Here is a 26,590-nt window from a genome sequence, read left to right on the forward strand (position 1 = left end):
TATGCGCTTTCGATGATACACAGTATTGCAGATTATGGATATTTGTATTCTCGGAGGGGGCTTATCAGGCCTTGTCGCCGCCCTCTCCCTCTCTGATATATCTGAGGTCACGATCCTTGAAAAAAGACCGGTCCTCGGCGGCTGCCTCGCTTCATATCACCGCGGGGACTCCTGGGTCGAAGAATATTATCATCACTGTTTTGCCGGGGACGAGCACCTTTTCGCCCTCCTCCGCGACCTCGGGCTCTACGAGAGTCTTGAATGGCTGAAGGGCTCGACAGGCTACTACGTGGACGGAAAGGTCCATCCCCTGACCTCCCCGATGGAGATCCTCCGCTATCCCCACCTCTCCTTTTTCGATAAATTCCGCCTGGGCATGCTCACTCTCCGGGCAAAGCACCTCGACCTCGGACCTCTGGACGCGGTGCCGGCGGTCGACTATATCAGGGAGCACCTGGGCGACCGGGTCTACACGTCCTTCTTCGAGCCCCTGCTGCGGAGCAAGTTCGGGGAGAGGCGGCACGAGGTCTCGGCGGCGTGGCTCATCTCCCGCATTGCGATCCGGTCGGACCGCGGCGTCGAGGGGGAGAGGCTCGGGTACCTGAAGGGTGGCTGGCACCAGGTCATCGACGGGATGGAGGAGAGGCTCCTCGACAAGGGGTGCACGATCGAGAAAGGGACGCCTGCCACCTCGATCAGACGCGAGGGGGAGAAATGGCTCGTCAATGACCGGCCCTTCGATGCCGTGCTCGCCACGATCCCGCCACAGGAGGTCGCACGCCTCAGCGGGATCAAGGAGTTCGCTCCGGTGCCGTACCAGGGGGCGGCCTGCATGACCATCGGTCTCGACCGCGACGTCTCGAAGGGTATCTACTGGCTGAACATGAAGGACCAGGCGCCGTACGGCGCCGTCGTCATGCACACGAACTTCGCGCCGCGCGAGCGGTACGGCGAGGACATTGTCTATCTTGCCTCGTATTTCAGCGACAGACCTGCGCCCGGACTGAAAGAGACGATGCTCGCCGATTTCCGCCGCCGGTTCTCGGTGCCAGAGAGTGCAGTCCACTGGAGCGAACTTGCGGTGGAGCGTTTTGCCGGCCCGGTCTATACGACGGGTTTCGCCGACCAGATCCCGGCATACGAGGAGCACGGCCTCTACCTTGCCGGGATGTTCTCGAAGCCCAACTACCCCGAACGTTCGATGGAGGGGTCGATCGTCGCCGGGCAGGAGGTCGCCCGGAAGATGACGGAGGCGCTCCGTGGTTGAGGACGGGGTCTCGGTGATCCTGCCGGTCTTCAATGACAGACCTGCTCTTGAACGGGCGGTCCCGGAGTCGGTCGCCGCACTCGCGGCGATCACCGACGCATTCGAGGTGATCGTCGCGGAGGACGGGAGTACGGACGGGAGCGCGGAGTTCGTGCGGGCATGGCACGAGAAGGACCCGAGGGTCCGCCTCCTCCACGCCGACGAGCGTCTCGGCCGGGGGAAAGCGCTGAACCGCGCGATCGATGCCGCACGCTACGAGGTCGTCTGCTACTATGACGTGGACCTGGCGACCGACCTCGCCCATCTCCCCGAACTTGTCGGGGCGATCAGGTCAGGTGCCGACATCGCGACGGGGTCGCGCCTGATGCCCGACTCGGACATCGTCAGGAGCGGCGGCAGGGAGGTCGCAAGCCGGGGCTACAACCTCCTGGTGAGGACGGTTCTCGGGAGCCGTCTCCACGACCACCAGTGCGGCTTCAAGGCCTTCAGGCGGGACCGCATCCTCGCCCTCGTCCCGGAGGTGCAGGCGCCGCACTGGTTCTGGGACACCGAGGTACTCGTGCGGGGGCAGCGCAAAGGCTATGTGGTGAAAGAGTTCCCTGTGGTCTGGCGGCAGGGGCCGGGGACGACTGTCCGGTTCAAGGACGTCTTCTCGATGGGCTCGCAGATCCTCGGGCTCTGGTGGCAGATTCATGTGGCGAAAAATTAGTGCGGTCGTCATCCCGACTGTCATTGCTGTCGGAATCCTTGCATACATGCTCTGGCGGGTCTGGGACGACCTTGTGATGACGGTCGCCCATGCCCATCCCCTGTACCTCGCGGTGGCCGTCGTCGTCTGCATAGCCGCCTGGTTCCTGCGGGGCTGGCGGTACCGGGCGGTCCTGGGGGGGCTCACCGTCAGGGTGAGCCTTATCTTCTCGACGGCCTGCATCTTCCTCTCCCAGACGGCGAACCTGATCGTGCCGGCACGCCTGGGCGACCTTGTGCGTCTCTTTATCCTGAAGCACGAGAAGATGGCCACCTATTCCCAGGGATTCTCGTCGATCGTCGTCGAGCGGGTCTTCGATGTCGTGACCATTGCGGTCCTCGGCCTGATCGCCCTGCCCTTCGTCCTCGACGTGCCCGACTGGTTCCTGCCCCTCATCGCCGTCCCGATCCTCGGCGGGATCGCCTTCGCCCTCTTCCTCTGGTTCGTGGGCGACCGGCACTCGGAGAACCGCATCCTCGCCGTCGTCTACCGTATGTTTGCGGAGATCAGGGCGGCCTCCCTCAACCTGCAGGCCGTCCTGGTCCTGGGGGCCTCGTCCATCGTGATATGGCTCGTGGACATCGCGGTCTGCACCATCGTTGTCCTGATGTTCGGGGAGTGGATACCTGTCCCGGTCATCGTCCTTGCGGTGGTCGTCGGCAACCTGGTGAAGGCCGTCCCGATCACGCCCGGCGGCGTCGGCACCTACGAGTTCGCCCTTGCCGTCACCTTCGAACTCGCCGGGATGGCCCCGGCGACGGCGACGGTGATCGCCGTCGTCGACCACCTGATCAAAAACGGTGTCACCCTCTTCGGCGGGATCGCGTCCCTCTACTACTTCGGCGACTGGTCGGTCTCCCTGATGAAGCGCTCCTTCTCGGAGGGCCTTTCCCGGGAGGAGTTGCGTGAGCCCTGAGGCCCAGGTCCTGATGGTCCTCTCCTGGCTCGTGCTGGTCAAGTTCCTCCAGGTCGCCCTCTGGCCCCGCCTTGCCGGGGCGCTCGGCGAGTATGCCGCACCTGTCGCATACCCGGCGTCGGTCCTCATCTACGGGGCCGTCTCGTGGTACGCCGCCCTTGCAGGGCTTCCGGTGCAGACGGCGCTGGTACCTTTCGTCGCCCTCGCGGGCTACGCCCTGTACAGGCGCGAGTACACGCGGGAGGCCCTGCGGTCGGCCCTGATCTGGGACGCCGTATTCCTGGCCTTCTTCGCCGCGATGCTCTCCACACGGTTCGTCACCCCGTCCATCTCCTTTGCCGAGAAGTTCATGGACCACGCTTTCCTCGCCTCGGTGATGCGGGAACCGGTCGTGCCGCCCCTTGACCCCTGGTTTGCCGGCGGGACTCTCAACGTCTACTATTATCTCGGCTACTGGATCGCGGGCGTCCTCGGGGTCACGGCGGGCGTGCCCTCGGCGGTGGCGTACAACCTCGCCCTGCCGACGATCGCGGGCGCCGCGGCGGTGACGGCCTATGCCACCGGCCGTCTCCTGGTCCCGCGTCTCCCCTGGGCCCCGCTCGCTCTCTTCCTCCTGGTGAACCCGGCGTTCATCAGGGAGGTCGTCATCGGCACGCCTGTGGCGAAGGTCCTCTGGAACAGCACCCGCGTCATCGACGGGACGATCAACGAGTACACTTTCTTCTCGTTCGTCTGGGGCGACCTCCACCCCCATGTCTCCGGGATCGCCGTCCAGTTCCTCCTCATCTTCCTGATCGCGTACGCCCTCTGCCGCTGGGAGGAGTCGGGGGAGAGGGCGCGGTGGACGGTCGTCGGTCTCTCGGCCCTCGCCCTGGGGTCGATGCCCGCGATCAATTCCTGGGACGTCCTCCTGTACGCTCCCGTCATCGTCGCCGTCGGTCTCCTGATCTGGCGGCGGCACGGCGACCTGCGCTACCTGCTGGCGGTCCCGCCCCTCGGGATCGCCCTCTATGCGCCGTATTATCTCATGCTCAACGGCGCCGGCGTCAAGGGACCGGGTTTCATCACCGCACCGTCCGACCCGGCCCAGTTCCTTCTCGTCCACGGCTTTTTCCTCGTTGTCCTCATCGCACTCCTTATCCCTGAGATCAGGCGGATGCCGGCGCTCCTCCTGGTGCCCGTTCCGTTCGCCCTCGCGGGCTACCTCGCGGCAGGGATCGCCGCCCTGCCTCTTGCGGCGCTCCTTTCCCGGCGGAAGGTCTCACCGGAGGCATTCCTCTGCGCCGCGGGTCTCATCGTCGTCATCGTCTGCGAGTTCGTCTACCTCCAGGACAACATGGGGGAGACGTATTTCAGGATGAACACCGTCTTCAAGTGTTACTCGGTCGCCTGGATCCTCCTCGGCACCGGCACCCTTGTCGCCGCGGGGCAGAGGCTTGCAGGGGTGGTCAGGCCCGAGAGGTTCTCCACCGCACAGTGGCGGGCCCTCGGGGCGGTCGCGGCCCTTGCCCTGGTCGTCATCCCCTTCACCGTCCCCATCGGCTACGGCACCGGCACCCACACCCTCGACGGCGCCGCCTGGATCGCGGACGAGCACCCCGGCGATGCCGACGCGATCGCATGGCTCAGGACACAGGAGGGAGACCTCACCCTCGTCGAGGCGGTGGACGGGGACTACACCTACTACTCGCGGGTCTCCTCTTTCACCGGTATCCCGGCGGTCCTCGGCATGCCCTTCCACGAACAGATGTGGCGGAACGACTGGCCGGAGATCGCGCAGCGGAAAAATGACGTGCAGGCCATCTATGAAGACCCGTCGAGAACTCTCTCCCTGATGGAGAAATACGGTGTGACGCACCTGTACGTCGGCGACCTCGAACGCTCGCACTACCGGATCGCCCTCCCTGAAGAGGGTCTTGTGCCCGCGTATAATGCCGGTGGGGTTACGGTGTATATCAGGCAGTGAAGGAAGGTTTATCAGTTTCCCTGTAGAATTGATATGGTTGCTCAATCACGACTGATGATTGATGAGGGAGAATCTACGCTCCTGAATGAGGTGAGTTATGGCAAAGATATACGTTAAATTCGAAGTTCCGGAGGAAATCCAGAACAAGGCTCTTGAATCGCTCGAGATCGCCCGTGACACCGGTAAGATCAAGAAGGGATCGAACGAGGCCACCAAGTGCATCGAGCGCGGTACAGCACAGCTCGTACTCATCGGATCCGATGTCGAGCCCGAAGAGATCGTCATGCATCTTGCTCCTCTCTGCGACGAGAAGAAGATCCCGTACCTCTTCATCAGCAAGCAGAACGAGATCGGCGCGGCGTCCGGCCTGAATGTAGGCTCTGCTGCAGCGGCGATCGTCAAGTCAGGCAAGGCAAAAGAGCTCGTCGAAGAGATCGTGAAGCAGGTCAGCGAACTGCGCGCTTGAGGGGGTTTTCAGAATGGCAGACGGAACACCCGCAGAGGTCATTGAAGTCATCGGCAGCACCGGGATGCACGGCGAGGCCATGCAGGTGAAGTGCCGCGTCCTTGAAGGCAACAACAAGGGCCGGATCATCACCCGCAACACCGTCGGCCCCATCCGCGAGGGTGACATCCTGATGCTCCTCGAGACCGAGCGCGAAGCGAAGAAACTTTCGAGGCGGTAAGGATGGTAGAGACGTACAAGTGCAACTTCTGTGGCAAGGCAATAGAGCCGGGGACAGGGAGACTCTTCGTCCGGAAGGACGGGGCTCTCTTCTACTTCTGCTCCATGAAGTGCCACAAGAACTACGATCTCGGGCGTGTCCCTCGTAAGGTCGCCTGGACCGAAGCAGGCCGCAAGGCCCTCGGCAAGGAGTGAACCGGATGGACAGGACCTTCGTGATGATCAAGCCCGACGGTGTCCAGCGCGGCATCATCGGCGCGGTCATCTCCCGGCTCGAGGCCAAGGGCCTCAAGCTCGTGGCGGCACGGCTCACCATGCTCCCTGAGGAGAAGGTCATGGAGCACTATGCCGAGCACGTCAGCAAGCCCTTCTTCCCCTCCCTCAAGGAGTATGTCATGAGCGGTCCCGTGCTCACGATGGTCTGGGAAGGCAAGGGTGCCGTGGCGATTGTCAGGAAGCTTGTCGGCGCAACCAACCCGGCCGAGGCCGCACCCGGGACTATCAGGGGCGACTTCGGCATGGAGACCGGCAAGAACGTTATCCACGCCTCGGACTCCGACGAGAGCGCCGCCCGCGAGATTGCGATCCACTTCGCTGGCGACGAACTCGTCTCCTACACCAGGATCGACGAACCGGTCCTGTACGAGTGAATAATACCGGGATTTTCCCGGTTTCTTTTTCTCGTCTGTTCTGGTACGGTTCTTTTCTTCGCGGTTTCTTTTGCGGATCTCCGGAGAGTGAGCTTTGGGGATCGGGTCGGGGGAATATTATGGATTCGCGGAGGAGAGAGGGAAAACCCCTTCGATAGACCCCCGGACCCAGCGTCAGGAGAGGACCGGGGACGGCACCTCCCTCTTCATGTTCATTGATTTTGCCTTCCCGACCCAATCGCAATTCCGGGGGACGACCGAAGGAAGTCGAGAAGACGAAGTCTTCGCTGTCCGGTGGATGCGAACGGAGTGAGCATGAGAACACAGAGAATCAAAGATTCTCTGAGCAGGCAAATGTTTTATTTGCCATGTGCGGAAAATGCAGAGCATTTTCCTGTTCAGGCACATCTTTGATCTGCACTGAGACAAAGTCTTCGAGGAGCCCCCGGCGCGAGACCCCTCCTCAGGATTTCGTGTTCACTCTTCCCCGGCCCTATCTTGGATCGGGGGTCCGGGGGCTGCGAACGGAGTGAGCACAAGAAAATCTCTGATTTTCGGCGTAAGTCCCCCGGTTCAGAGTGTGGGGAAGACAGTTGATCGGTGTATTGCCCATCCCATCGCCTATCCCGATTACACTCTGCTATGGTTTGGAGGCTTCCGAGAACGCCGGCAGGATGTGCCAGGAGATAGCGGCTCCACCAGAAAAGTGAGATCTCTGGCCTCAATCATAGTCCGGCATATTCTCTTCAGGGTTCCGTATGGGACATTCCCCTCTTTTCACGCAGTTTCTGGTTTTTCTGACGCAACAAAACTCAAAGATCTCACTTGAATACACACCTATCGAAATCACCAGGTCGGGGCATGCATCCACATTGCCGCAGCAATACCCCTCTCTTTCCGGCACCATCCTCTCTTTAATATCCATGCTCTCGCTTCCTTTTTGTCGCCTATTCGAAAACGATGCATCAATCATGTACGATGCATCTGTCAGGGTCACACTTTTATCTTCCGATTTTTTTCATTTTATGGGCCAAAATCAGCCCGGGATCCATAAATCCACACATAGTCGGGTATTATGCAATTTAGTCTTCCGCACAGCGATATTTTGCCATAATCTTTAGTCCTGTACCGGCATCATACAGAGTGTCCCTGCTTCACAGATTGGATCACGGAGACATCCGGGCAGAAGAGCAGTTCATTTTCAAAACAGACCGACATCACATCTCGAAAGATATATCTCGTTTCTTTTCAACCTCCGACCAATACGGGAGGGAAACCTGTAACGCCCTCAATCGAACAGGACTAAAAAGTATGATTGATTTTGACACCTGCCCTAATCATCTTGGGGCATGTTCTCTTTGGGGGTTCCGTATTGGGCATTCCCCTTTTTAACACATTTTTCGGTTTTTCTGACGCAACAAAAATCACAATATAAAGACATTCCGGATGCTGAGAAAGATGAGTGCCGAAGTCCGAGAGTGATCAGTGAGGCTATAGATATAGGGGATTACCCTCCCTGACTCCATTCTTTCATTGCCATGCTGGTATTGAATCAGATGTGGAAGTTCGAAAGGCATTAACCCGGAGAGCGCCTACCTTTCTCCATGAGCGGCGACATGCTGAGTTTTGTACTGCTCAGCGTATCATCGATTTTCATCGTCATCAACCCCCTGGCAGCGACGCTTCTCTATGTCTCCCTGACCGAAGGGATGGAGGAGGTCCAGAAAAGGTCGGTCGCCAGGGTGGCGTGCTGGTACGCCCTCGCCGTCCTCCTCCTCTTTGCGATCGCGGGCGGCCTGATCCTGCAACTCTTCGGGATCACCCTGGAGGCCTTCAGGATCGCGGGCGGGCTTCTCCTCTTCGGCATCGGTATGGAGATGGTCCACGCGAAGACCTCGCGGACGAAGATCTCGGCGACCGAGAAGTACGAGAGCCAGGACGCCGACGACGTCGGGGTGATGCCCCTCGCCATCCCGATGATCGCGGGGCCGGGCGCCATCACGACGGCGATCGTGCTCACCAACGAGGCGACGTCCTGGAACCCGGTCGGCATCGCCGTCGTCATCGGGGCGATCCTCCTGGCGGTCGGGACCACGTACCTGATGCTCGCCAACTCCGAGAGGATCATGCGCCATGTGGGGCAGCGGGAATACCGCGCCGTGAACAGGCTGATGGGTATGATGCTCATCGCCATCGCGGTCCAGTTCGTGATCACCGGGATCAAGGCGGCATTCCCCATCCTGGTGGGGGCGGGGCTGTGAAGGTCTGCTGTGCCGGCATGGCGCCCGCCGCCACGGTCGCGGACGGCCTTGCCCGGGCCGGCGCCCTCGCCGGAGAGGCACGGGCCGCCGGGGCCGACCTCCTCCTCCTCCCGGAGCAATTCGCGACCGGGTGGTCGGCCACGGAGCCGCGGGCCGACCCCCGCATCCTCCGGTCCCTCTGCCGGACCGCCGCGGAGCACGGCATCTGGGTCGTCGGGTCGTGCTATGAAGGCTATCTCAGGCCGCGGAACATGGCCTATGCGATCAGCCCGGAGGGCCGGGTCGCCGCAGGCTATGCAAAGGTCCACCTCTTCTCCCCTGACGGCGAGGACGCAGCCTGCACGCCGGGCACTGTCCCGGCGACCTTCGAGGCCGGGGGCGTCAGGTTCGCCCTCGCGGTCTGCTACGACCTCAGGTTCCCCGACCTCTTCACCCGCTACGCGGCCTGCGGGGCCGACTGCGTCCTCGTCCCTGCCGCGTGGCCGGCTGTGCGCCTCGCCCAGTGGGACCTCCTCGTGCGGGCGCGGGCCCTCGACGGGGAATATTATGTCGCCGGCGCGAACGCCGGGCCCGGGTCCTGCATCGCCGGCCCGGACGGGGAACTCGTCGGCGAAGAGACGGGCGACCTCGTCATCGGCGAGATCGACCTCACGAAAATTTCAGCGATGCGGACGGCCGTCCCGGTCATGAAAGACCGGCGGCCCGACCTGTACGCTGCATGGAAGGAGTGCCTTTGAACGGTAACGAACATATCACCATCAGCCTTGCGACAGCGGCCGCCGTGCTCGCCCCCTGGCTCTGGTCCATCCACCCGGCCTGGCTGATCGCCAGCCTCTTCGGCGTCTTCATCGGGGCCCTCGCCCCTGACGCCGACGCCAACGACTCCGCAATCTTCCACACCCGCGTCCCGGGCGGCAGGGGAAAGAGGCTTGTCATCCTCCCGGTCTTCGGCTACGGCATCCGCTACCTGATCTACTATCCCATCTCCCTGCCTTTCATCCTCCTCTGCGGGGAGAGGGGCATGCCCCGGCACCGCGGCGTCCTCCACTCCCTTATCGGCGTCGTGCTGATGACGGCCCTCCTCGGCTTCTATGCCTGGGCAATCGGTGCCATCGTCTTCGCGATACCCTGGGACATGGGCTTCACCATCTTCCTCCTCGGGTTCCTGGGCGGGGCAATTGGCCACCTCCTCGAAGACTCGTGCACGAAGAGCGGCGTCGCCTGGCTCTTCCCCCTCTCCGACCACCGGACGCGGGGGAAGATCGTCACAGGCAGCGGCGACCAGAGACCCGCCATCTATGCAGGCGCGATGTGCGCCGTCGCCTTCGGCCTTGCTGCCGCAGGGCCCGCCGGACTCGTCCCGACCGACCTCTACCCCTGGACGGGCATCGTTGCAGCCTGTATCCTCTGGCTTCTCTTTCTCATCACCGCCCGGATAGGGCGGTAGCGTCCCGAATTTTATCTACCCTGACAACCTACTCTCTTTCATGTACCGTCTCTCGTGCATCCACTGCGGTGCCGAATACGCGCCCGGCGAGATCATCTATACCTGCAAAAAATGCGGGCACCTGCTCACCGTCAACTACGACCTTGACGCGATCAGCGTGACAAAGAAGGAGTGGGAACAGCGCCCCCTCTCTGTCTGGCGTTACCGGGAGCTCCTGCCGGTCACCATCAAGCCGGTCACCCTCCAGGAAGGCGGAACACCCCTGTACCACCTTGAGAGGCTCGGTAAAGAACTCGGCCTCCCCCACCTCTATGCCAAACACGAGGGCATGAACCCGAGCGGCTCCTTCAAGGACCGCGGCATGACCGTCGGCGTCTCGATGGCTATCCAGCTCGGCATGAAGAGCGTGGCCTGCGCAAGCACCGGCAACACCTCGGCAAGCCTGGCGGTGTACGCCGCAAAGGCTGGCATCCCGGCGGTCGTCCTCCTCCCGGCAGGGAAGGTCGCCCTCGGCAAGGTCGCCCAGGCGCTGATGCACGGCGCGAAAGTGATCGCGATCCGCGACAACTTCGACGTGGCCCTCGCTCTTGTCCGCGAACTCTGTATCAAGCATGGCATCTACCTCCTCAATTCCATCAACCCCTACCGGCTGGAGGGGCAGAAGACCATCGGCTTCGAGTCGGTCGACCAGCTCGGCGAGGTGCCGGACAGGCTCGTCCTCCCTGTCGGCAACGCGGGCAACATCTCCGCAGTCTACAAGGGGCTGAAAGAACTGGAGACTCTCGGATTCATCGACCGCCTCCCGAAGATGACAGGCATCCAGGCCGCGGGTTCGCAGCCCCTCGTGCGTGCGATCCAGGGCAACCTCGGCGAGGTCGTGCCCGACGAGCACCCGGAGACAGTGGCGACCGCGATCAGGATCGGCGCCCCGGTGAATGCCGAGAAGGCCCTCATCGCCATCAGGGCGACCGGCGGCACTGCGGCCTCGGTGACAGACGAGGAGATCCTGGCCATGCAGCGTGCCCTCGCCCAGAAGGAAGGGATCGGTGTCGAACCGGCGTCGGCGGCCTCGGTGGCGGGGATCAAGAAACTCGTGGAAGAGGGTGCGATCGATCGCGACGAGAAGATCGTCTGCGTCGTGACCGGCCACCTCCTCAAGGACCCGGAAACGGTGATAAAACAGTGTCCACCCCCGATCGAGATCGACGCCACCGAGCAGGCGTTACTCTCTGTCTTGCACTTGTAATCCTGCTGGCGCCTGCCGCAGCCTTCGAGGCGACGGTGACGGTGCTCCCCGGCGGCGATGCCTACCGGGGGGAGGTCACCCTCGTCAACGCGAGTGAATACTCTTTCTGGGAACCCGGGATGCTTGGGGAGAGGGTGCCCCTTGCGGCGAAAAATGTGACGGTCTCCGGGGCGTGCGGGGAGAACTGCACCTACACGCAGAAGAACCGGAACACCATCGCCTTCGAGAAGGGGAATGTGACGGTGACCTATGAGGGCCCGGTCACGGAGAAGAACTTCCAGATGATCTTTACCGAGCCTTCGAACATCACGGTCACCCTCCCTGAAGGCCAGGCCGTCAAAAACCCCCTTCTCGGGCGGGTGAGCGAGGGGGGGAAGGTCTCGACGGAGAACAACACGACCGTGATCGCATTCGACCGCGTGCGTTCTGCCGAGGTGCGCTTCTACGACCCGGCACGGGAGCGTCTCCTCTTTATCTTCGGGAGCGTCTGGCTCACCGTGGCGGTTGTGCTCCTCTTTCCCTTCCTGCTGATGCGAAGACGACAGGAGTGAGGCAAACTTTTCTCCAGAGTCCTCTTTTTTCCTTCCTCTGTCAGGCAGACGACCCGATGCAGGGGGCGTTTCATCAAAGCGCCCCTCTCAGGGCCAGGAAAATCACAATTTCGCCTCTATCCGTGCAGCCTCTGCTGTCGGCGAATACCAGAGGGGGCCGGACACCAGCCCTGTCGGTTCCGGGACGGTCACGAAACCGCCAGCCCCGGACACGAGGGGCCGTATATATAACACCCCCCAATAGATGGCAATTTCGCAGAATATTATGATGAAAATAAATATATCAAGAGGTTTAGAAATGAATAATTTTATAATCTAAAGATAGCAATAGAAAATATCGCATGAACGTGACACCAGGACAGCACTTCCGGTACACCCCATGAATGAGAGCAGCACCACCTCCCCGGACAGAAGGCCGTATCTTCATTACGTGCTGTTCTTCGTTTTTCTGGTCATCAGCGTCACCATCGGTTTTCTCTCGACGATCTCGTACCTCGAAGTGAGGGGCGAGATCGTCGAGGCGTACGAGGAGGTGATGGACCACACCGACGAGATGATCCGCGAGGTCGTCGTCCTGGTCAACAGAGAGGATACCTCCAGGGGACGAGACTACAGCACGGAGATCGTCGCCGTCCTCGACGCGTACCTCGCGGGGTACACCCCGCCGCCGGACAATGCGTCCCTGCCCGATACCCGGCCGCCGGAGGAACATCTGCACCGTCTGTTCGGGGAAAACGCCGCGGTATCGGTGCACATCACCAGAATCACCGAGGTCGCCGACGTTGTCAGGTACAGCAGGGCACGGCCCCCATGGGAGGTCAGGACGAACCCCGACGGTTCGGTCACCACCAGCGCATACGACCTGACGCCTGACGGGTCCTATCTCCTGGAAGCGGCCGTCATCATCCCGCAGCAGGGCGGGATACCGGCGATCTACCAGCAGGACATCGTCGCGAAAGCGCGGGACGTCAACCCGTTCCTGGAATCGGTCAGGGTCTATGACACTGCCGGAGATCTGGTCGTCGACCTCACCGACCCGATGAACACGACGGCAGGGACGCTCGGGCCGGAGATGGTGCAGCAGGTCCTCACGACGCGGGCGGACATTGCGGTCATGGACGAAGAGACCTCCAGGATGACCAGGTACCTCTTCGTCGACCCTGACAGGGAGACAGACGAGAACATCAGGATCGTCGAAGTCACCTACAACCTGCAGGACAGGATCGACCACCTCAACACGGTCAGATTGTTCAATATCATCACAAGTTTGTTGGGTATCATCTTCGGGGCGCTGGTCGCCCTCGCCTCCTCGTGGTACATCACCCGCCCGGTGGACGCCATCGTGGAGGACGTCGGGATCATCGCGCGGGGCGACCTCGACCACAGGATCAGGGCGACAAAAGGGATCGAGTTCGCCCGCCTGGAAGAGAGCGTCAACCTGATGGTCAGGCAACTCAAGGAGACCATCAAGAAGTTGAGGGAGTCCGAGGAACAGGTCAGGGAGTACAGCAAGAACCTCGAAGAGATGGTGGACCGGCGGGCCGAACAACTGGAGGTGGCAAACGAGGAGGCGAACCTCTACATCGACATCCTCCTCCACGACATCAACAACGCGAACACCGTCACCCTCTCGTACCTCGAGTTCCTGAAAGAGTCGGGCCTGTCAGAGGAGCAGCGCGAGTACGCCGGGAAGGCCCTTGTCGGTGCGCAGAAGAGCGTCGAGATCATCATGAATGTCGGGACGATCAGGAAGACCTACGAGAAGAAGACCGACCTTGCGCCCATCTCTCTCGACCGGGTGATCAGGGAGGAGATCGCGCATTACCCGGACGCGAGGATCCGGTACGACGGAACCGACGCCGTGGTGATCGCGGACAACCTCTTTGGCGAGGTCTTCACAAACCTCATCGGGAACAGCCTGAAGCACGGCGGCGACGGCACGGAGATCAGGATCGCCGTCGCCGATCGCGGCGACAAGGTCGAGGTCTCGGTCGAGGACACCGGCCCGGGCATCCCTGACGACCTCAAGGGCGCTGTCTTCGAGCGCTTCAGGCGCGGGAAGACCCGGGCCTCGGGTAAAGGTCTCGGTCTCCATATCTGCCGGTCCCTGGTGACCTGGTACGGCGGGACGATCCGGGCGGACGACCGGGTCGCGGGACGTCCGGGAGAGGGGGCGGCGATACGGTTCACCCTCAGGAAATGGGTCTGACATCCTTCGCTATCCTGAACCCCTGGTGAGCAGTACAGGGAAGGCGGTTGATCGGTGTCCCGTGCCGGGGGACTACCGTTGAAAATCAAAGATTTTCTCGAACTCGCTATCGCTCGTTGTCCCCGGTCCCCCCGCATCAGGATAGGACCCGGGACGGTAAATCCCCATTCGTGTTCATTGATTTTGCCTTCCTGACCCAATCACAATTCCGGGGGTCAGGGGGCAGAGCCCCCGGCGCGAAGATGTAGGAAGGCAATTGAGTCACACTCGTACCCAGAAATGGTGAGGGTTTCTACAAAGCCAGAAGACGAAGTCTTCGAGTAGGCCCCCGGTCTCGATTGTGGGGAAGGCATTTAATGGGCATCCTTCTCCGGGCCGGGCAACGAGCACAGAGAGTATAATCCATTCCGGGACACCGTCTCCTACAGCGACCGCTCGTACGCGATTCGGTCAGGTGCGAAAAAAAGATCTCTGACCGGTCTCCCGGTCACTCTTCCTTCTTCATGTTCAGGTCGACCCCGAACTTTGCGGCGTTGGCATCGGCGATCGCCTGGATCTTGGCGATCTCCTCCTCGTTCCGGCCGGGCCGGTAGAGGTGGCGGAACCGCTTCTGGACAGAGAGATAGTCGTCGACAGCCTTCCTGTGGCCGACCTTGCGCACACGCTCGACCTCGCCGTTCATCATCTCGTAGTTCACCCAGAGACCGGTCTCCACCGCGAGACGGCCGACGGCCATCGTCTGCGAGCCGTCAAAGCCCCAGCCCGTGCAGCAGGGGGCGTGGACCTGGATGTAGTTCGGGCCGTGCGTCGAGACGGCGCGCTGCACCTTCTTGATCAGGTCGTTCGGGTAGGCGATCGAGGCCGTGGCCACATAGGCCGCCCCGTGGGCCGCCAGGATCGCCGGGAGGTCTTTCTTCGGCCGCGGGTTCCCGGTCGAGCACTTGCCGGCAGGGCTCGTCGTCGTGTCGGCGTCGTACGGCGTCGCACCCGAGCGCTGGATGCCGGTGTTCATGTAGGCCTCGTTGTCGTAGCAGATGTAGGTGATGTCGTGCCCCCGCTCGAAGGCGCCGGAGATGCAGAGCATCCCGATATCGAAGGTGGCGCCGTCGCCGCAGATGCAGACGACATGCTCGTCCCGCCCCTGCTTCTTGAGGGAGGCCTCGATCCCGGATGCCACGGCCGCGGCATTCTCGAAGAGAGAGTGGATCCAGGGCACGCCCCACGCCGTCTCCGGGTACGGGGTCGAGAAGACCTCCATGCACCCGGTGGAGGCGACGACGATCGTGTTCTCGCCGGTCGCCTTCATGATCAGCCTGGCCGCAAGGGCCGGGCCGCAGCCACCGCAGGCGCGGTGGCCGCACTCAAAGAGTTCGCATTCCTCGGTCATCTCAGAGCACCTCCGTCCGCAGGCCGAAGAACTGGTCGCCCTCTCCTTTTTCGAGGAGGTCGGCGATCGCCTTGATATCGGCCTGCCGCACGTCCCTGCCGCCGAGGGCCAGGATGTAGCCTTTCACGTCGATCCCGCTGCCGTACAGGGCGTCCCGCACTTCGAGTGCGAGCGCGCCCTTCTGGCCGAGGGAGATGTTCTTGTCGAGGACCGCAACCTTCGAGACGCCCGGGAGGGCGGCCCTGATCTCCTCGGAGGGGAAGGGGCGGAAACTGCGGACCTTCAGCAGACCGACCTTCTTCCCGTCGGCCCGCATCTCGTCGATCGCTTCCCTGACAGTCCCGCAGATCGAGCCCAGCGCAATAAACGCCATGTCGGCGTCCTCAAGGCGGTAGCCCTCGACGAGACCGGAGTAGTCGCGGCCGAACTTTGCGGCGAACTCGGCGCCGACCTCGGCAAAGACTTCCTTCGCCCGCTTCTGGGCCTGGTCGGTCTCGTACCTGAACTCCATGTAATAGTCAGGGGTCGCGTACATGCCAAGGGACATCGGCTTCTTCGCGTCCAGGATGTTGACCGGTGCATATGGCGGGAGGAAGGCATCGATCGCCTCCTGCGAGGGCATGTCCACCGGTTCATACGTATGCGTCAGGATGAAACCGTCGAAGCAGACCATCGCGGGCAGGAGAACCCTGTGGTCCTCGGCAACCTTGTAGGCGATGAAGTGGAGGTCTGTCGCCTCCTGGTTGTCCTCGGCGTAGAACTGCAGCCAGCCCGAGTCCCGCAGGGAGATCGAGTCCTGCTGGTCGTTCCAGATATTCAGGGGCGCACCGAGGGCGCGGTTTGCGATCGTCATCACGACCGGCTGGCGCATCCCGGCGACGTTGAAGCAGACCTCGAACATAAGGGCAAGGCCCTGCGAGGTGGTCGCGGAGTAGACGCGGGACCCCGCGGCGCTTGCCCCGAGGCAGGCCGAAAGGGCAGAAAACTCGCTTTCCACACAGATATACTCGGCGTCCAGTTTGCAGTCGGCGACCATGCTCGCGAGCGCCTCGACGATATGCGTCTGCGGCGTGATCGGGTATGCCGCGACCACCTGGGGACGGCAGAGCCTGACAGCCTCGGCGACCGCATGGGAACCTTCCAGAATCTCCATCATGTCTTACTTCTCCTCCTGGACGAGTTCGATGTCATCAACAGGGCACTCCTCGGCACAGAGGCCGCAGCCCTTGCAATAGGTATAGTCAGGGCGGTAATAGCCGTCCTCGCCCTCGTGCACGCAGCCCTCGGGACAGACGACCTCGCAGAGACCACATTTCACGCATTTGTCGTACTTGAAAACAGGCTTGAAGACCCGCCAGGACCCGGTCTTATTGTCCCGAGCCCGGCCCGGTGCGGCGGCGCACCCGACATTCAACCCCATCAGGCCTCACCTTTCACGAGTTTGTAGGCATATTCGGCTGCCGCCACGTTCTTCTCGCCAAGTTTTCCCGGGAAGCGCCGCATAAGGGCCTTCCTGATCGCGGGGAGGGCGATCTCGCCGGTCGCCGCGGCGAAGGCGCCGATGAGCGTGGTGTTCATGATCGGGACACCGAGTTTCTCAAGGGCGATGCCGGTGGCGTCGAGGGTGATCAGCCTGACCCCCTCGGGAACAGCGGCGTCGATCGAGCGTTCTGTATTCACGATCGCGATGCCCCCCTTCTTCAAACCGCCGAAGACATCGACGTCACGGATCAGGCTGCTGTCCTGGACGATGATGTAGTCGGGTTCATAGACCTGACTGCGCAGGCGGATCTTCGCGTCGTTGAACCGGACGAACGCCTGCACGGGGGCGCCGCGCCGTTCGACTCCAAATGCAGGAAATGCCTGCGAATAGACGCCGTCTTCGAATGCAGCGACGGCGATCAGTTCGGCAGCAGTGACAGAACCCTGCCCACCCCTGCCATGGATGCGTAACTCTCTCACTCAGACTACCCCATAGAATTTATCATGATTAATAAATAAGAATCTTGTGTAGGGGACAATCGACCCGGAATCGCGGGAAAAACCCCTATCCACTCATGCATATCCCGGGACATCAATGTACCATATAAATGAAAAACCCCATCGGGTTTCAACCTTCCGAAAAGAAGGAAAAAACCGGAAACGAAAAAATACCCCGGCAAATAATATTTCACGGATAGTTTTGCCTGCCCGCCGGGGAAGGGGGAGGGAGGCACCCGGACTCTTTCCTGCGCGGGGCCACGGTTCCCGGCACGGCGTCAGAGGTCAACGGAAAGTCCCAGGATCTCCTGTTTTCCGGAGAAGACGTCCCGCGCTATCCGGGCAAGGCCGCGGGCCGCACACCACTCGTCATAGACCGCGACCGGGCGGCCGAGCAACGCGCTCACCTCTTCGGCCACGATGGGCCCCTTCGACCCGGCCAGGGCCACATGAGCCTCGGGGTTGAGGAGGAGCATCGCGGCGCACTCCATCGCCGCGAACATCGCGATCGTCCTGTCCTGCTCCTCGGGCGGGAGGGTGTGGGAGACGCCGGCATGGAGGAAGGCCTCGTTCGCCGTCTCCACGCCCGCGTCGATCCTCCGGATCGCGTCGACGTCCAGGGCGCCGTGCTGCGTGCCCGGGGCGAAGACGCAGGCGTCGAAGGCGCCGACGATCCGCCCCCCGGAGACCAGGAGGGTGACGGTGTTCGATGAGGTGTCGCAGACCACGGCGTCGGACCCGAGGTCGTGGCAGACTTCGTAGGCGATCCCGATCTTCTCCGGGCTGGTCTGGTGGGAGTACGCCTTGAACCGGGGATCTGTCGGGGAGCCGCGGTGGATGCCCGGCATCACGACGGCAGGGATGCCGCTTGCGGCGACCTCGTCGAAGACCCGCGTGCCCCCGCCGATGTGCTTGCCCGCGCCCTCCTGCGAGACGACGCCGCGGTTCTCGACCCTGCAGATGTCGGTGATGGTCGATATGCCGTCTCCCATCGAATAGCAGACCGCAATGCCCTCGATCTCGTCGAGAGGACAGAGACGTTCGAGGTCACGGACCGAAAAGTCCCGCGCGGCCTCGCGCGAGACTTTGAAGTGGTCGACCTCAGATGCAAAGCGCATGGCCGTTGTGCCATGATCGATCCCGATGAACATGATATCTTCCGTACCTCTTGGACCTGCCTGCACAAGTACGTTTTTCTGATCCGTCCCGGAAAAAAGAGAGGTTCAGGCACCGCCCGACCCTAGCGCCGTTTTACGTACTCCACCATGCCGATGACGACGATGCCGGCGACGAGGAAGATGCCGCCGTCGACGAGGATATTGCCGGACATAGCGGCCTTTTCGGAGAGCATCCTGGTCGAACCGAGCATCAGGCCGGTGAGGAAGGCGAGCATCGCGGTCTTGTGGTTCTTCAGGAGATATTTGAGGGCCTTCGTAAAGAGGAGGAGACCGGTGAGGCCGCCGACCATGAAGGTGACGATCTCGGGGAGGGCGAATGACTTGAGCGCCGCGAGCATGAACTCGTACTGGTTGAGGATGAGGGTCATGTAGGCGCCCGATATGCCGGGGAGGACCATGGCGCAGATCGCCACCATCCCGGTCAGAAAGATCACCGGCAGGGAGTGGCCGGCGTCGAGGTGGCCGAGGCCGGTCAGGAAAAACCCGGCGACGGTTCCGGCGAGAAGGAAGGCCAGGCCCGCAAGGCCGGGCGAGCGGATCTCCAGGAAGAGGACGACGGCGGAGGCGATGATCAGCCCGATGAAGAAGGAGTAGGTCTCGACCCCGTGGTATCCCAGGAGGTACAGGATGACTCCCGACATGACCAGGAATGCCGTGGCGATCCCGGCAAGGAGGACGACCAGGAAGGGGAAGTCGATTTTTTCGAGGTCGTTCCTGAACGCCCCGAAGTCGCCGTGCAGCACGTGCTTCAGCGACCCGGGATCGACGGCGCCGATCGCCCCGATCAGGCGCTCGTAGATGCCGGTGATGAGGGCGATGGTCCCTCCCGAGACGCCCGGGATGACGTCGCAGGCCCCCATCATCAGGCCACGGAGATATATCCCGGCGTGTTCTCGTAGTTCTCTGCGCATGGTCATGGTCCTGTGTGCATAGGGTGTGGAGGCGGGCCGTAATTAATGATTATGATAGAAGCATGGCAGGCATGCCGCGGCGGAAAGGGACGGCACTCGACGACCCGGACGAGTGAGGAGAGGGGAGGGAATGGTCCTGCCGTCACCCATATTATCTCGCGGTGCCAATGAGATCGTATATGTTCTCGATCGTCACGGGCGGCGCCGGATTTATCGGCTCCCATCTGGTCGACACCCTTGTGGAGCAGGGGGATCGCGTGCTGGTTCTCGACAGCCTCCGCACCGGGGATCTCGCCAATATCAGGGGGCATCTCGATGCCGGGAGAATCGATTATCTTCAGGCCGACCTGCTCGAAGATGGCTGGCAGGAGAGGTTCGAAGGGGCAGAGAGGGTCTATCACCTCGCCGCCGACCCTGATGTTCGGGGGAGCGCCGCAACGCCGGCAGACGTCTATGAGAACAATGTCACCGCTACGGTCCGCGTCCTCGAAGCGATGCGGGTCCACGGTGTCGGCGAGATCGTCTTCACCTCCACCTCGACTGTCTACGGCGAGGCGTCGGTCATCCCGACGCCCGAGGACTACAGCCCGATGGAACCGATCTCGGTCTATGCCGCGAGCAAACTGGCCGCGGAAGCGATGATCTCGTCCTATGCCCACACCTACGGGATGAAGGCGCGGGTCTTCCGGTTCGCCAACATCATCGGCGAGCGGAGCAACCATGGCGTGATCTGGGACTTCGCCCACAAACTGAAAGAGAACCCGGCCGAACTGGAGATCCTGGGGGACGGGAAGCAGATCAAGTCGTACCTCCTCGTCTCGGAGTGCGTGGCGGCCCTCCTCCACGCGGTCAGGGCGGCGGACGGGCCTTTTGCCTGTTTCAATATCGGGTCCGAGGACTGGATCGATGTCACGGCGATCGCCCGGATCGTCGCCGACGAGATGGGTCTCCCCGACGTGCGTTTCCGGTACACCGGGGGCGACCGCGGCTGGGTGGGCGATGTCCCGAGGATGCAGCTTGCCGTCGAAAAGATCGGGGCGACGGGGTGGCACACGACCGTCGGGTCCGAGGAGTCGGTGCGGCAGGCGGCACGCGCCCTTGTCAGGGAAATCTGCTGAAAAACAGAGGAGAAAAAGACCAGTCATGAAATATATCGTCGTTCTAGGAGACGGCATGGCCGACGAGCCCATCGACGCGCTCGGCGGCATGACCCCCCTCGACTATGCCGACACCCCGAACATGGACCGCATCGCCCGCGAGGGCGCCTGCGGTCTTCTCCGGACGGTGAAGGACGAGTTCGAGCCGGGGAGCGACGTCGCAAACCTCTCGGTGCTCGGCTACGACCCGGCCACCTGCTATACCGGCAGGGGCCCTCTCGAAGCCGCGAGCATGGGGATCGACCTCGGGCCGGCAGACTATGCCTACCGCTTCAACCTGGTGACGGTGCGGGACGGCGTCATGGAGGACTTCAATGCCGGGCACATCACGAGCGAGGAGGGGGCCGACCTCATCGGGTCCCTTGCCATGCCGGGCGCGGACTTCCACCCCGGGATCTCGTACAGGAATCTGATGGTCGTCCACGGCGCGAAGGGGTCTGTGACCACGCCGCCCCACGACATCGTCGGGCAGGCGGTCGCACCCCACCTCCCCTCAGGCGGGGACGCTCCCCTCCTGATGCGGTGCATGGACGCCGCGAGGGAGGCCTTTGCCGACCACCCGGTGAACCGCGCCCGCGTTGCCGCCGGCAGACTCCCGGCCACGACGATCTGGCCGTGGAGCGGCGGGAAGCGCCCGGCGATCCCTGACTTCAGGGGCCGCTGGGGCCTTGCGGGCGGGATGATCTCGGCGGTCGACCTCCTCAACGGGATCGCCCGCTATGCCGGTATGGAGGTGATCCATGTCCCGGGCGCGACCGGGTTCATCGACACCGACTACCAGGCGAAGGCGCGGTACGCCCTGGACGCGATCGAGCGCCTCGACTTCGTCTATGTCCATGTGGAGGCGCCTGACGAGGCCGGGCACATGGGCAGCGTCGAGGAGAAGGTAAAGGCGATCGAAGGGGTGGACGGCCTCATCGGCACCATCCTGGACAATTTCGACGGCACGGTCGCGGTCCTCCCCGACCACCCGACCCCGATCCGGCTGAAGACCCACACCAGGACGCCTGTGCCCTTCGCGATCCGCGGCGAGGTGACGGACAGCACCGCCTGCTTCACGGAGAAGGAGGCGGCGAAGGGTGCGTTCGGCCTGCACGAAGCCGCGGACTTCCTGCCCCTCCTCTTCGGGCGGAAGGCGGCGTGAAGGGCAGGATATATTCTTTTTTTCGGGTCTGGAGGTATCCAGATCAGATCGATGTCTGCGGGACCGCACGGAGAGCGTCGATCACCTGCCTTCCCCAAACTGCTCGTCGGGGGACTACGCCCCCGAACCCCCGCTCAGGATTGGAGCAGGATGGCAGTCTCCCTCATCACATCTTCTTCTCTGTCTTCCCCCGTCCTATCCTAGTTTCGGGGGTTCGGGGGCAAAGAGAAAGCCGGAGGCTTTCGAGGCAGTCCCCCGACGAAGAGTGTAGGGAAGGCAGAGGGATCCACGCCACTCTTCCATAGATTCAAGGGGCTACATCGATCTGATCATGAAGGTTTCTCCAAAGCCACGCATGCGGAGATAAGAGGAATGAACGAAAGTTCTGAGATGAACTTAAGAAGAGAAGCGGCATCAGCACCCTGCTTCATCATGGATCAGAGGGGGTAACTATCATCATCTGCCGCAATTGTGTGTACTATAATATCCTCCCCATGGAATAATGTTCTGACCGTCCCGGCCAGACCTCCGGGACACATGGCTGATGACGACCATGGCATCATTCAACATCGCCGGAAAACTCCGGGAACTGGAGAAAGATGTCGGCACTCTCTCGCCGATGCAGAAGATCCTCCTCGGCACCGACGGCTCGGTGACCACTCTTCTGGAAAACGCGCTTGATTGCGAGGTGACGGTGCAGACGCTCTCGCAGGAGGTGGTGCCTGCCGACGACCGCGTGGCGGTGTCCCTCGGTATCCGTGCAGGCGAAGCGGTCAACCACCGGATCGTGACCCTGAACGAGAAGGAGAGCGGGAAGGCACTTCTGTACGCGGCGTCCGACACCCCGCTCTCCCGCCTCGACCCTTCGTTCAAGGACGACCTGATGCGGGCCGACATCCCGATCGGGCGGATCATGCAGAAGCACCGGATCGAGGCGCGGCGCGAACTCAGCGACGTGCGGGTGTGCCGGGCCGGCACCGGCATCAGCGGCGTCTTCGGCATCTTCCGCCACGAACCCCTCCTCTCCCGCAGGTATCGGATCATCACCCGCGGGGAACCCCTGATCGCCATCAGGGAAACTTTCCCGTACTGCAACTTCACCGACGAGGCCAGGGTGATCGTGGAGGCCCCGGCACGGGTCCATATGACCCTCATCGACATGAACGGGAGTTCGGGGCGGGTCGACGGCGGGATAGGCCTCTCTGTCGAGGACCCGGCCGTCGTCGTCGAGGCGAAAAAGAGCGACAGACTCACGGTGAGAGGAGAGGGGGAGAGTGCCGAGAGGGTGAAAAAGACCGCAGAGAAAGTCCTTGCCGCCCTCGGCGTCCGGGGAGGTGCCGAGATCACCCTCCACCGCACCTATCCCGGACACATCGGCCTCGGCAGCGGCACCCAGATCGCCCTCGCCACCGCCCGCGCCCTCTCCGCCCTGTACCGGCCCATGGAGGTCAGGGAGATCGCGGCGATCGCCGGGAGAGGCGGGACGTCGGGGATCGGGACCGCGGCATTCGAGTCGGGCGGTTTCATCCTGGACGGCGGGCACAGTTTCGGCCCTTCGGGAGCGAAGTCCGACTTCAGGCCGTCGGCGGCCTCGCACGGCGTGAGGCCCGCCCCCGTACTCTTCAGGCACCCTGTCCCCGAGGACTGGCAGGTCCTCCTCGCCACTCCCGCCATTCCGAAGGGCGAAAACGGGAAGGCCGAGGTCGATATCTTCAGGCAGTACTGCCCGGTACCCATCGGCGACGTGCAGGCGCTCTGCCACACGGTGCTGATGCAGATGCTCCCCGGCATCGTCGAAAAAGACCTCGACCTCTTCGGGACGGCGGTGAACGCGATCCAGGGCCTCGGGTTCAAACGTGTCGAACACAGCCTCCAGCCCCCTCTCATCCACGACCTCGTCGCCGCACTCAGGGCAACCGACGCCGCAGGAGTCGGGCTGAGTTCCTTCGGCCCGACTGTCTACGCGATCGGCGACACAGGCATGCAGGACGCCCTCGGGGCCGCGGAGGAAGCGATGGCGGAGACCGGCGGGACGGCGTTCCTCACCCGCGCACGGAACCGCGGGGCGGACGTCAGGGCATCCCCCTGAATCCCTGGACAAATATACACAGATATAGATATGCCGCCCATAGTAGAGTGAGTACCATGCCGGCAAAAAAGACTCTTACCCTTGGAATCACCGTCAACCTGGACAACTACGAGAACCTCCGCCTGGAAGTGAGCGGGGAGGTGGGATCACAGGAGGATGCCGACGACCTCGCGGGCTTCCTCGACGCCACCCTCGCCCGTCTCGGCAGGGGGGACGAGGCGACGGCCGAACGTGTGGACGCCTACCGCCGCAGGGTCTTCTCGATGAAACCCGTCGAAGCGCCCCTGCCCCCGCAGCCCGAAGAAGGCCAGACCGTCCTGGTCCCGATCGAGGCAGAGGAAGCGGAGGCCCCGGAGGCCGTGCCCGAACCGGTGCCAGAACCCGTCGCCGCACCGGAACCGGAACCAGTACCAGAACCTGTCGCCGCACCGGAACCAGCACCAAAGCCCGAAAAGCCGCAGGCCCCGGCGGCGGCCGCCGCCTGTGAAGAGTGCGGCGAGCCCGTCACGAAGACCCAGAAACAGATGAGCAACCTCTTCCTGAACAAGACGCTCTGCAAGGCCTGTATGGACCGCCTGACTCACCACCAGTGAGGGAGGGTAAAAGTAAAGATCTACAGCCTATAAATAGAGAAAAATCGAGGAAATAGGTGATGACAAAGGATCTCCTCATGTGGGATGAGACACTCTTCCGGGACCCCGAGGTCTTCGAGATCGACTATGTCCCGGAGCAGTTCAACCACAGGGAGACGCAGATGCGGGAACTCGCCTTCCAGATCAGGCCGGGAGCGCGGGGCGGCCGGCCCCTGAACACGATCTGCAGGGGCCTGCCCGGCACCGGCAAGACGACGAGCGTGCGAAAACTCTTCGCCGAGATCGAGGCCGAGACCAAAAAACTCGTGCCCGTCTACGTCAACTGCGAGATCGACAACACGAAGTTCGCCGTCTTCGCCCAGATCTACCGGAAACTCTCCGGCCACCTGCCGCCTGCCTCCGGCACCTCCTTCAAGCAGGTCTTCGACGCCATCGCCCGGATCCTCCAGAAGGAGGAGATCGTCCTGCTCGTCACCCTCGACGACGCCAACTACCTCCTGTACGAGAACGAGATCAACCGGGTGCTCTACGCCCTCCTGCGGTCGCACGAGTCCTATCCCGGCACGCGGATCGGGGTGATCGCGATCATCTCCGATATGAACGTCGACCTCTCGCGCGAGGTGGACCCGCGGGTCGCCTCGGTCTTCAGGCCGACAGAGATCTATTTCCCCCCGTACTCCGCGGACGAGGCCCGCCACATCCTCACCGAGAGGGTGATGAGCGGCCTGTACCCCGGCGTCCTCTCCGATGCGATGCTCGACCTGGTCGTCGAGCAGACGATGAAGAGCGGCGACCTGCGGGTCGGCCTCGACCTCCTGAAGCGTGCCGCCCTCAATGCCGAGAAGGACGCGAGAAAGAAGATCGAGGAGGACGACATCTGCCTGGCCTACCAGGTCTCGAAGTACCTCCATCTCTCCTTCACCCTGCGGACCCTGAAGGACGAGGAAAAAGTCCTCTTAAAGACCATCGCCGACATGAGCAGCGAAGGGAAAGAGATGAACGCGGGAGAGGTCTATACCCATGCAAAAGAGGTGATGAAAATCGGCTATACCCGCTTCTACGAGATCGTCAAAAAGCTCGATGCGATGCGGTTGATCAACCTCGATTACAGGCAGGGACGGGGCCGAACACGCGTTATCACGCTGCGATACGAGCCGCAACGCGTCCTCGATCTCCTGGCCTGAGCGATCGATTGGCAAGTCTTATCTATTCTCTCCGCGTTGTTTATGTGAATGGTGATATTTCCATGCTGAGCGTGAATGAACAGGCCCTTGACATTTTCAACGACATTTTCGAATATCCCGATGATTACAACGCGGCGTCCCATGAACTTGACAACGGCGCCAGGATCGTCGATGCAGGCGTCTCCGTTCCCGGCGGATACCAGGCCGGCCGGACCTTCACCGAGATCTGCATGGGCGGCCTCGCCGACGTGAACCTCACGATGGGACAGATCAAGGGGATCCCGATGCCCTTCATCGAGGTCTCCACCGACTTCCCCTCGGTCTCCTGCCTCGGCGCCCAGAAGGCCGGCTGGACGATCAAGGTCGGCAACTACTTCGCGATGGGTTCAGGCCCGGCCCGCGCCCTCTCCCTCAAGCCGAAGCACACCTATGAGGTCATCGGATACGAGGACGAGTGCGACTCAGCCGTGATCTGCCTGGAGAGCGACCACCTCCCGAACGGCGAGGTCATGCAGACGATCGCCGACGCGTGCAAGGTGGACGTCGCCAACACCTGCGCCATCGTCGCCCCCACCTCCTCCATCGTCGGCTCGGTTCAGGTCGCCGGCCGTTGCGTGGAGACCGCGGTCTACAAGCTGAACGAACTCGGCTTCGACACCAGGAAGATCGTCGCCGGTTTCGGCACCGCCCCGGTCCCGCCGGTCCGCGGCGCCAAGCGTGCGATGGGTGTCACGAACGACGCCACCATCTACCACGGCCAGATCGCCCTCACCATGAATGCCCCGGAGATCAAGGACTACCTCGGGAAGATCCCGTCCAATACGTCCCAGGGCTACGGCAAGCCCTTCAACGAGATCTTCAAGGAGGCGGGCTACGACTTCTACAAGATCGACACGTCGCTCTTCTCCCCGGCAGACGTTGTCATCAACGAGATCTCCGAGGGTGTCGTCTACCATGTCGGCGAGGTCAACCCCGACGTGACCCTGCAGTCCTTCGGTCTCCAGTAAACGCTCTTTTCCCG

General features: G+C 62.4%; 27 protein-coding genes. 20 read left to right on the forward strand and 7 right to left on the reverse strand.

Features of this window, described 5'->3' with window-relative positions; all coding sequences use genetic code 11:
* The first annotated feature begins 34 nt into the window (after positions 1–34).
* From MEFOE_RS11205 to ndk, 8 genes are all read left to right on the forward strand, one after another.
* Entirely contained in the window at positions 35–1,267 is a 1,233-nt protein-coding gene (locus tag MEFOE_RS11205) for an NAD(P)/FAD-dependent oxidoreductase (protein ID WP_067052123.1), read from the forward strand.
* Positions 1,260–1,976, forward strand: a complete 717-nt coding sequence (locus MEFOE_RS11210) for a dolichyl-phosphate beta-glucosyltransferase (protein WP_067052125.1) — start codon at positions 1,260–1,262, stop codon at positions 1,974–1,976. The genes MEFOE_RS11205 and MEFOE_RS11210 overlap by 8 nt, the downstream gene beginning before the upstream one ends.
* Positions 1,960–2,931 (forward strand): lysylphosphatidylglycerol synthase transmembrane domain-containing protein, encoded by a 972-nt coding sequence (locus MEFOE_RS11215; RefSeq protein ID WP_067052128.1) that lies wholly within the window; start codon positions 1,960–1,962, stop codon positions 2,929–2,931. Before MEFOE_RS11210 ends, MEFOE_RS11215 begins: the two co-directional genes overlap by 17 nt.
* Positions 2,921–4,897: a DUF2298 domain-containing protein gene (locus tag MEFOE_RS11220; protein ID WP_067052129.1), complete on the forward strand. Its 1,977-nt coding sequence runs from the start codon at positions 2,921–2,923 to the stop codon at positions 4,895–4,897. Before MEFOE_RS11215 ends, MEFOE_RS11220 begins: the two co-directional genes overlap by 11 nt.
* Before the next feature lie 97 nt (positions 4,898–4,994).
* The gene (rpl7ae, locus tag MEFOE_RS11225; protein ID WP_067052131.1) at positions 4,995–5,363 is read left to right on the forward strand and encodes a 50S ribosomal protein L7Ae; all 369 of its coding nucleotides are present in this window, start codon (positions 4,995–4,997) and stop codon (positions 5,361–5,363) included.
* A gap of 13 nt (positions 5,364–5,376) precedes the next feature.
* Positions 5,377–5,583: a 30S ribosomal protein S28e gene (locus MEFOE_RS11230; protein ID WP_004039246.1), complete on the forward strand. Its 207-nt coding sequence runs from the start codon at positions 5,377–5,379 to the stop codon at positions 5,581–5,583.
* Positions 5,584–5,585: 2 nt separating this feature from the next.
* Complete coding sequence (locus MEFOE_RS11235) at positions 5,586–5,777, forward strand: 50S ribosomal protein L24e (protein ID WP_067052133.1); 192 nt, start codon at positions 5,586–5,588, stop codon at positions 5,775–5,777.
* 5 nt (positions 5,778–5,782) lie between these two features.
* On the forward strand, positions 5,783–6,232 hold the full coding sequence (gene ndk, locus MEFOE_RS11240; RefSeq protein ID WP_067052135.1) for a nucleoside-diphosphate kinase: 450 nt from the start codon (positions 5,783–5,785) through the stop codon (positions 6,230–6,232).
* A gap of 721 nt (positions 6,233–6,953) precedes the next feature.
* Here ndk and MEFOE_RS13815 read toward each other — a convergent pair.
* The gene (locus MEFOE_RS13815; protein ID WP_153015958.1) at positions 6,954–7,229 is read right to left on the reverse strand and encodes a hypothetical protein; all 276 of its coding nucleotides are present in this window, start codon (positions 7,227–7,229) and stop codon (positions 6,954–6,956) included.
* A gap of 607 nt (positions 7,230–7,836) precedes the next feature.
* Between MEFOE_RS13815 and MEFOE_RS11250 the strand changes: the two genes are divergently transcribed.
* From MEFOE_RS11250 to MEFOE_RS11275, 6 genes are all read left to right on the forward strand, one after another.
* A complete protein-coding gene (locus MEFOE_RS11250; RefSeq protein ID WP_067052140.1) occupies positions 7,837–8,493 on the forward strand; it encodes a MarC family protein in 657 nt (218 codons plus the stop codon).
* Positions 8,490–9,230: a carbon-nitrogen hydrolase family protein gene (locus tag MEFOE_RS11255; RefSeq protein ID WP_067052142.1), complete on the forward strand. Its 741-nt coding sequence runs from the start codon at positions 8,490–8,492 to the stop codon at positions 9,228–9,230. The genes MEFOE_RS11250 and MEFOE_RS11255 overlap by 4 nt, the downstream gene beginning before the upstream one ends.
* Complete coding sequence (locus MEFOE_RS11260; protein ID WP_160329544.1) at positions 9,227–9,940, forward strand: metal-dependent hydrolase; 714 nt, start codon at positions 9,227–9,229, stop codon at positions 9,938–9,940. Before MEFOE_RS11255 ends, MEFOE_RS11260 begins: the two co-directional genes overlap by 4 nt.
* Positions 9,941–9,980: 40 nt before the next feature.
* Positions 9,981–11,186 (forward strand): threonine synthase, encoded by a 1,206-nt coding sequence (gene thrC / locus MEFOE_RS11265; protein ID WP_067052146.1) that lies wholly within the window; start codon positions 9,981–9,983, stop codon positions 11,184–11,186.
* Positions 11,123–11,737, forward strand: coding sequence for a DUF5803 family protein (locus tag MEFOE_RS11270; protein ID WP_153015959.1), 615 nt, complete (start codon positions 11,123–11,125; stop codon positions 11,735–11,737). The genes thrC and MEFOE_RS11270 overlap by 64 nt, the downstream gene beginning before the upstream one ends.
* A gap of 379 nt (positions 11,738–12,116) precedes the next feature.
* Positions 12,117–13,946, forward strand: coding sequence for a sensor histidine kinase (locus MEFOE_RS11275; protein ID WP_067052150.1), 1,830 nt, complete (start codon positions 12,117–12,119; stop codon positions 13,944–13,946).
* Positions 13,947–14,433: 487 nt separating this feature from the next.
* Here MEFOE_RS11275 and MEFOE_RS11280 read toward each other — a convergent pair whose 3' ends face one another.
* The 6 genes from MEFOE_RS11280 to MEFOE_RS11305 form a co-directional block, all read right to left on the reverse strand.
* The gene (locus tag MEFOE_RS11280) at positions 14,434–15,333 is read right to left on the reverse strand and encodes a thiamine pyrophosphate-dependent enzyme (protein ID WP_067052152.1); all 900 of its coding nucleotides are present in this window, start codon (positions 15,331–15,333) and stop codon (positions 14,434–14,436) included.
* Between the two features lies 1 nt (position 15,334).
* A complete protein-coding gene (gene porA / locus MEFOE_RS11285) occupies positions 15,335–16,489 on the reverse strand; it encodes a pyruvate ferredoxin oxidoreductase (RefSeq protein ID WP_067052155.1) in 1,155 nt (384 codons plus the stop codon).
* 3 nt (positions 16,490–16,492) lie between these two features.
* Positions 16,493–16,753 carry a 4Fe-4S binding protein gene (locus MEFOE_RS11290; protein ID WP_067052157.1) on the reverse strand — a complete coding sequence of 87 codons (261 nt, stop codon included), beginning with the start codon at positions 16,751–16,753 and terminating at the stop codon, positions 16,493–16,495.
* Positions 16,753–17,295: a pyruvate ferredoxin oxidoreductase subunit gamma gene (locus tag MEFOE_RS11295; protein ID WP_067052158.1), complete on the reverse strand. Its 543-nt coding sequence runs from the start codon at positions 17,293–17,295 to the stop codon at positions 16,753–16,755. The genes MEFOE_RS11290 and MEFOE_RS11295 overlap by 1 nt, the downstream gene beginning before the upstream one ends.
* A 296-nt stretch (positions 17,296–17,591) precedes the next feature.
* Positions 17,592–18,464, reverse strand: a complete 873-nt coding sequence (locus MEFOE_RS11300) for a methanogenesis marker 12 protein (protein WP_067052160.1) — start codon at positions 18,462–18,464, stop codon at positions 17,592–17,594.
* Positions 18,465–18,553: 89 nt separating this feature from the next.
* A complete protein-coding gene (locus tag MEFOE_RS11305) occupies positions 18,554–19,408 on the reverse strand; it encodes a DUF368 domain-containing protein (RefSeq protein ID WP_067052161.1) in 855 nt (284 codons plus the stop codon).
* Between the two features lie 173 nt (positions 19,409–19,581).
* Between MEFOE_RS11305 and MEFOE_RS11310 the strand changes: the two genes are divergently transcribed.
* From MEFOE_RS11310 to mch, 6 genes are all read left to right on the forward strand, one after another.
* On the forward strand, positions 19,582–20,520 hold the full coding sequence (locus tag MEFOE_RS11310) for an NAD-dependent epimerase/dehydratase family protein (protein WP_067052163.1): 939 nt from the start codon (positions 19,582–19,584) through the stop codon (positions 20,518–20,520).
* A gap of 25 nt (positions 20,521–20,545) precedes the next feature.
* On the forward strand, positions 20,546–21,703 hold the full coding sequence (locus MEFOE_RS11315; RefSeq protein ID WP_067052165.1) for a cofactor-independent phosphoglycerate mutase: 1,158 nt from the start codon (positions 20,546–20,548) through the stop codon (positions 21,701–21,703).
* 553 nt (positions 21,704–22,256) lie between these two features.
* Complete coding sequence (locus MEFOE_RS11320) at positions 22,257–23,792, forward strand: beta-ribofuranosylaminobenzene 5'-phosphate synthase (protein WP_083523507.1); 1,536 nt, start codon at positions 22,257–22,259, stop codon at positions 23,790–23,792.
* A 56-nt stretch (positions 23,793–23,848) separates the two neighbouring features.
* Complete coding sequence (locus MEFOE_RS11325; protein WP_067052169.1) at positions 23,849–24,385, forward strand: hypothetical protein; 537 nt, start codon at positions 23,849–23,851, stop codon at positions 24,383–24,385.
* Between the two features lie 59 nt (positions 24,386–24,444).
* The gene (locus MEFOE_RS11330; RefSeq protein WP_067052172.1) at positions 24,445–25,569 is read left to right on the forward strand and encodes an ORC1-type DNA replication protein; all 1,125 of its coding nucleotides are present in this window, start codon (positions 24,445–24,447) and stop codon (positions 25,567–25,569) included.
* A 62-nt stretch (positions 25,570–25,631) separates the two neighbouring features.
* Positions 25,632–26,576 (forward strand): methenyltetrahydromethanopterin cyclohydrolase, encoded by a 945-nt coding sequence (gene mch / locus MEFOE_RS11335; RefSeq protein ID WP_067052174.1) that lies wholly within the window; start codon positions 25,632–25,634, stop codon positions 26,574–26,576.
* Positions 26,577–26,590: the final 14 nt, after the last annotated feature.

The organism is Methanofollis ethanolicus (assembly GCF_001571385.1).
Taxonomy (GTDB): Archaea; Halobacteriota; Methanomicrobia; order Methanomicrobiales; family Methanofollaceae; genus Methanofollis; species Methanofollis ethanolicus.

Bases quoted from the DNA above. Each gene is read 5' to 3' on its own strand.
- MEFOE_RS11205 (WP_067052123.1), top strand. From the start codon at position 35: ATGGATATTTGTATTCTCGGAGGGGGCTTATCAGGCCTTGTCGCCGCC.
- MEFOE_RS11215 (WP_067052128.1), top strand. From the start codon at position 1,960: ATGTGGCGAAAAATTAGTGCGGTCGTCATCCCGACTGTCATTGCTGTC.
- rpl7ae (WP_067052131.1), top strand. From the start codon at position 4,995: ATGGCAAAGATATACGTTAAATTCGAAGTTCCGGAGGAAATCCAGAAC.
- MEFOE_RS11230 (WP_004039246.1), top strand. From the start codon at position 5,377: ATGGCAGACGGAACACCCGCAGAGGTCATTGAAGTCATCGGCAGCACC.
- MEFOE_RS11235 (WP_067052133.1), top strand. From the start codon at position 5,586: ATGGTAGAGACGTACAAGTGCAACTTCTGTGGCAAGGCAATAGAGCCG.
- ndk (WP_067052135.1), top strand. From the start codon at position 5,783: ATGGACAGGACCTTCGTGATGATCAAGCCCGACGGTGTCCAGCGCGGC.
- MEFOE_RS11250 (WP_067052140.1), top strand. From the start codon at position 7,837: ATGAGCGGCGACATGCTGAGTTTTGTACTGCTCAGCGTATCATCGATT.
- thrC (WP_067052146.1), top strand. From the start codon at position 9,981: ATGTACCGTCTCTCGTGCATCCACTGCGGTGCCGAATACGCGCCCGGC.
- MEFOE_RS11275 (WP_067052150.1), top strand. From the start codon at position 12,117: ATGAATGAGAGCAGCACCACCTCCCCGGACAGAAGGCCGTATCTTCAT.
- MEFOE_RS11280 (WP_067052152.1), bottom strand. From the start codon at position 15,333: ATGACCGAGGAATGCGAACTCTTTGAGTGCGGCCACCGCGCCTGCGGT.
- porA (WP_067052155.1), bottom strand. From the start codon at position 16,489: ATGATGGAGATTCTGGAAGGTTCCCATGCGGTCGCCGAGGCTGTCAGG.
- MEFOE_RS11290 (WP_067052157.1), bottom strand. From the start codon at position 16,753: ATGGGGTTGAATGTCGGGTGCGCCGCCGCACCGGGCCGGGCTCGGGAC.
- MEFOE_RS11300 (WP_067052160.1), bottom strand. From the start codon at position 18,464: ATGTTCATCGGGATCGATCATGGCACAACGGCCATGCGCTTTGCATCT.
- MEFOE_RS11305 (WP_067052161.1), bottom strand. From the start codon at position 19,408: ATGACCATGCGCAGAGAACTACGAGAACACGCCGGGATATATCTCCGT.
- MEFOE_RS11310 (WP_067052163.1), top strand. From the start codon at position 19,582: ATGTTCTCGATCGTCACGGGCGGCGCCGGATTTATCGGCTCCCATCTG.
- MEFOE_RS11315 (WP_067052165.1), top strand. From the start codon at position 20,546: ATGAAATATATCGTCGTTCTAGGAGACGGCATGGCCGACGAGCCCATC.
- MEFOE_RS11320 (WP_083523507.1), top strand. From the start codon at position 22,257: ATGGCATCATTCAACATCGCCGGAAAACTCCGGGAACTGGAGAAAGAT.
- MEFOE_RS11325 (WP_067052169.1), top strand. From the start codon at position 23,849: ATGCCGGCAAAAAAGACTCTTACCCTTGGAATCACCGTCAACCTGGAC.
- MEFOE_RS11330 (WP_067052172.1), top strand. From the start codon at position 24,445: ATGACAAAGGATCTCCTCATGTGGGATGAGACACTCTTCCGGGACCCC.
- mch (WP_067052174.1), top strand. From the start codon at position 25,632: ATGCTGAGCGTGAATGAACAGGCCCTTGACATTTTCAACGACATTTTC.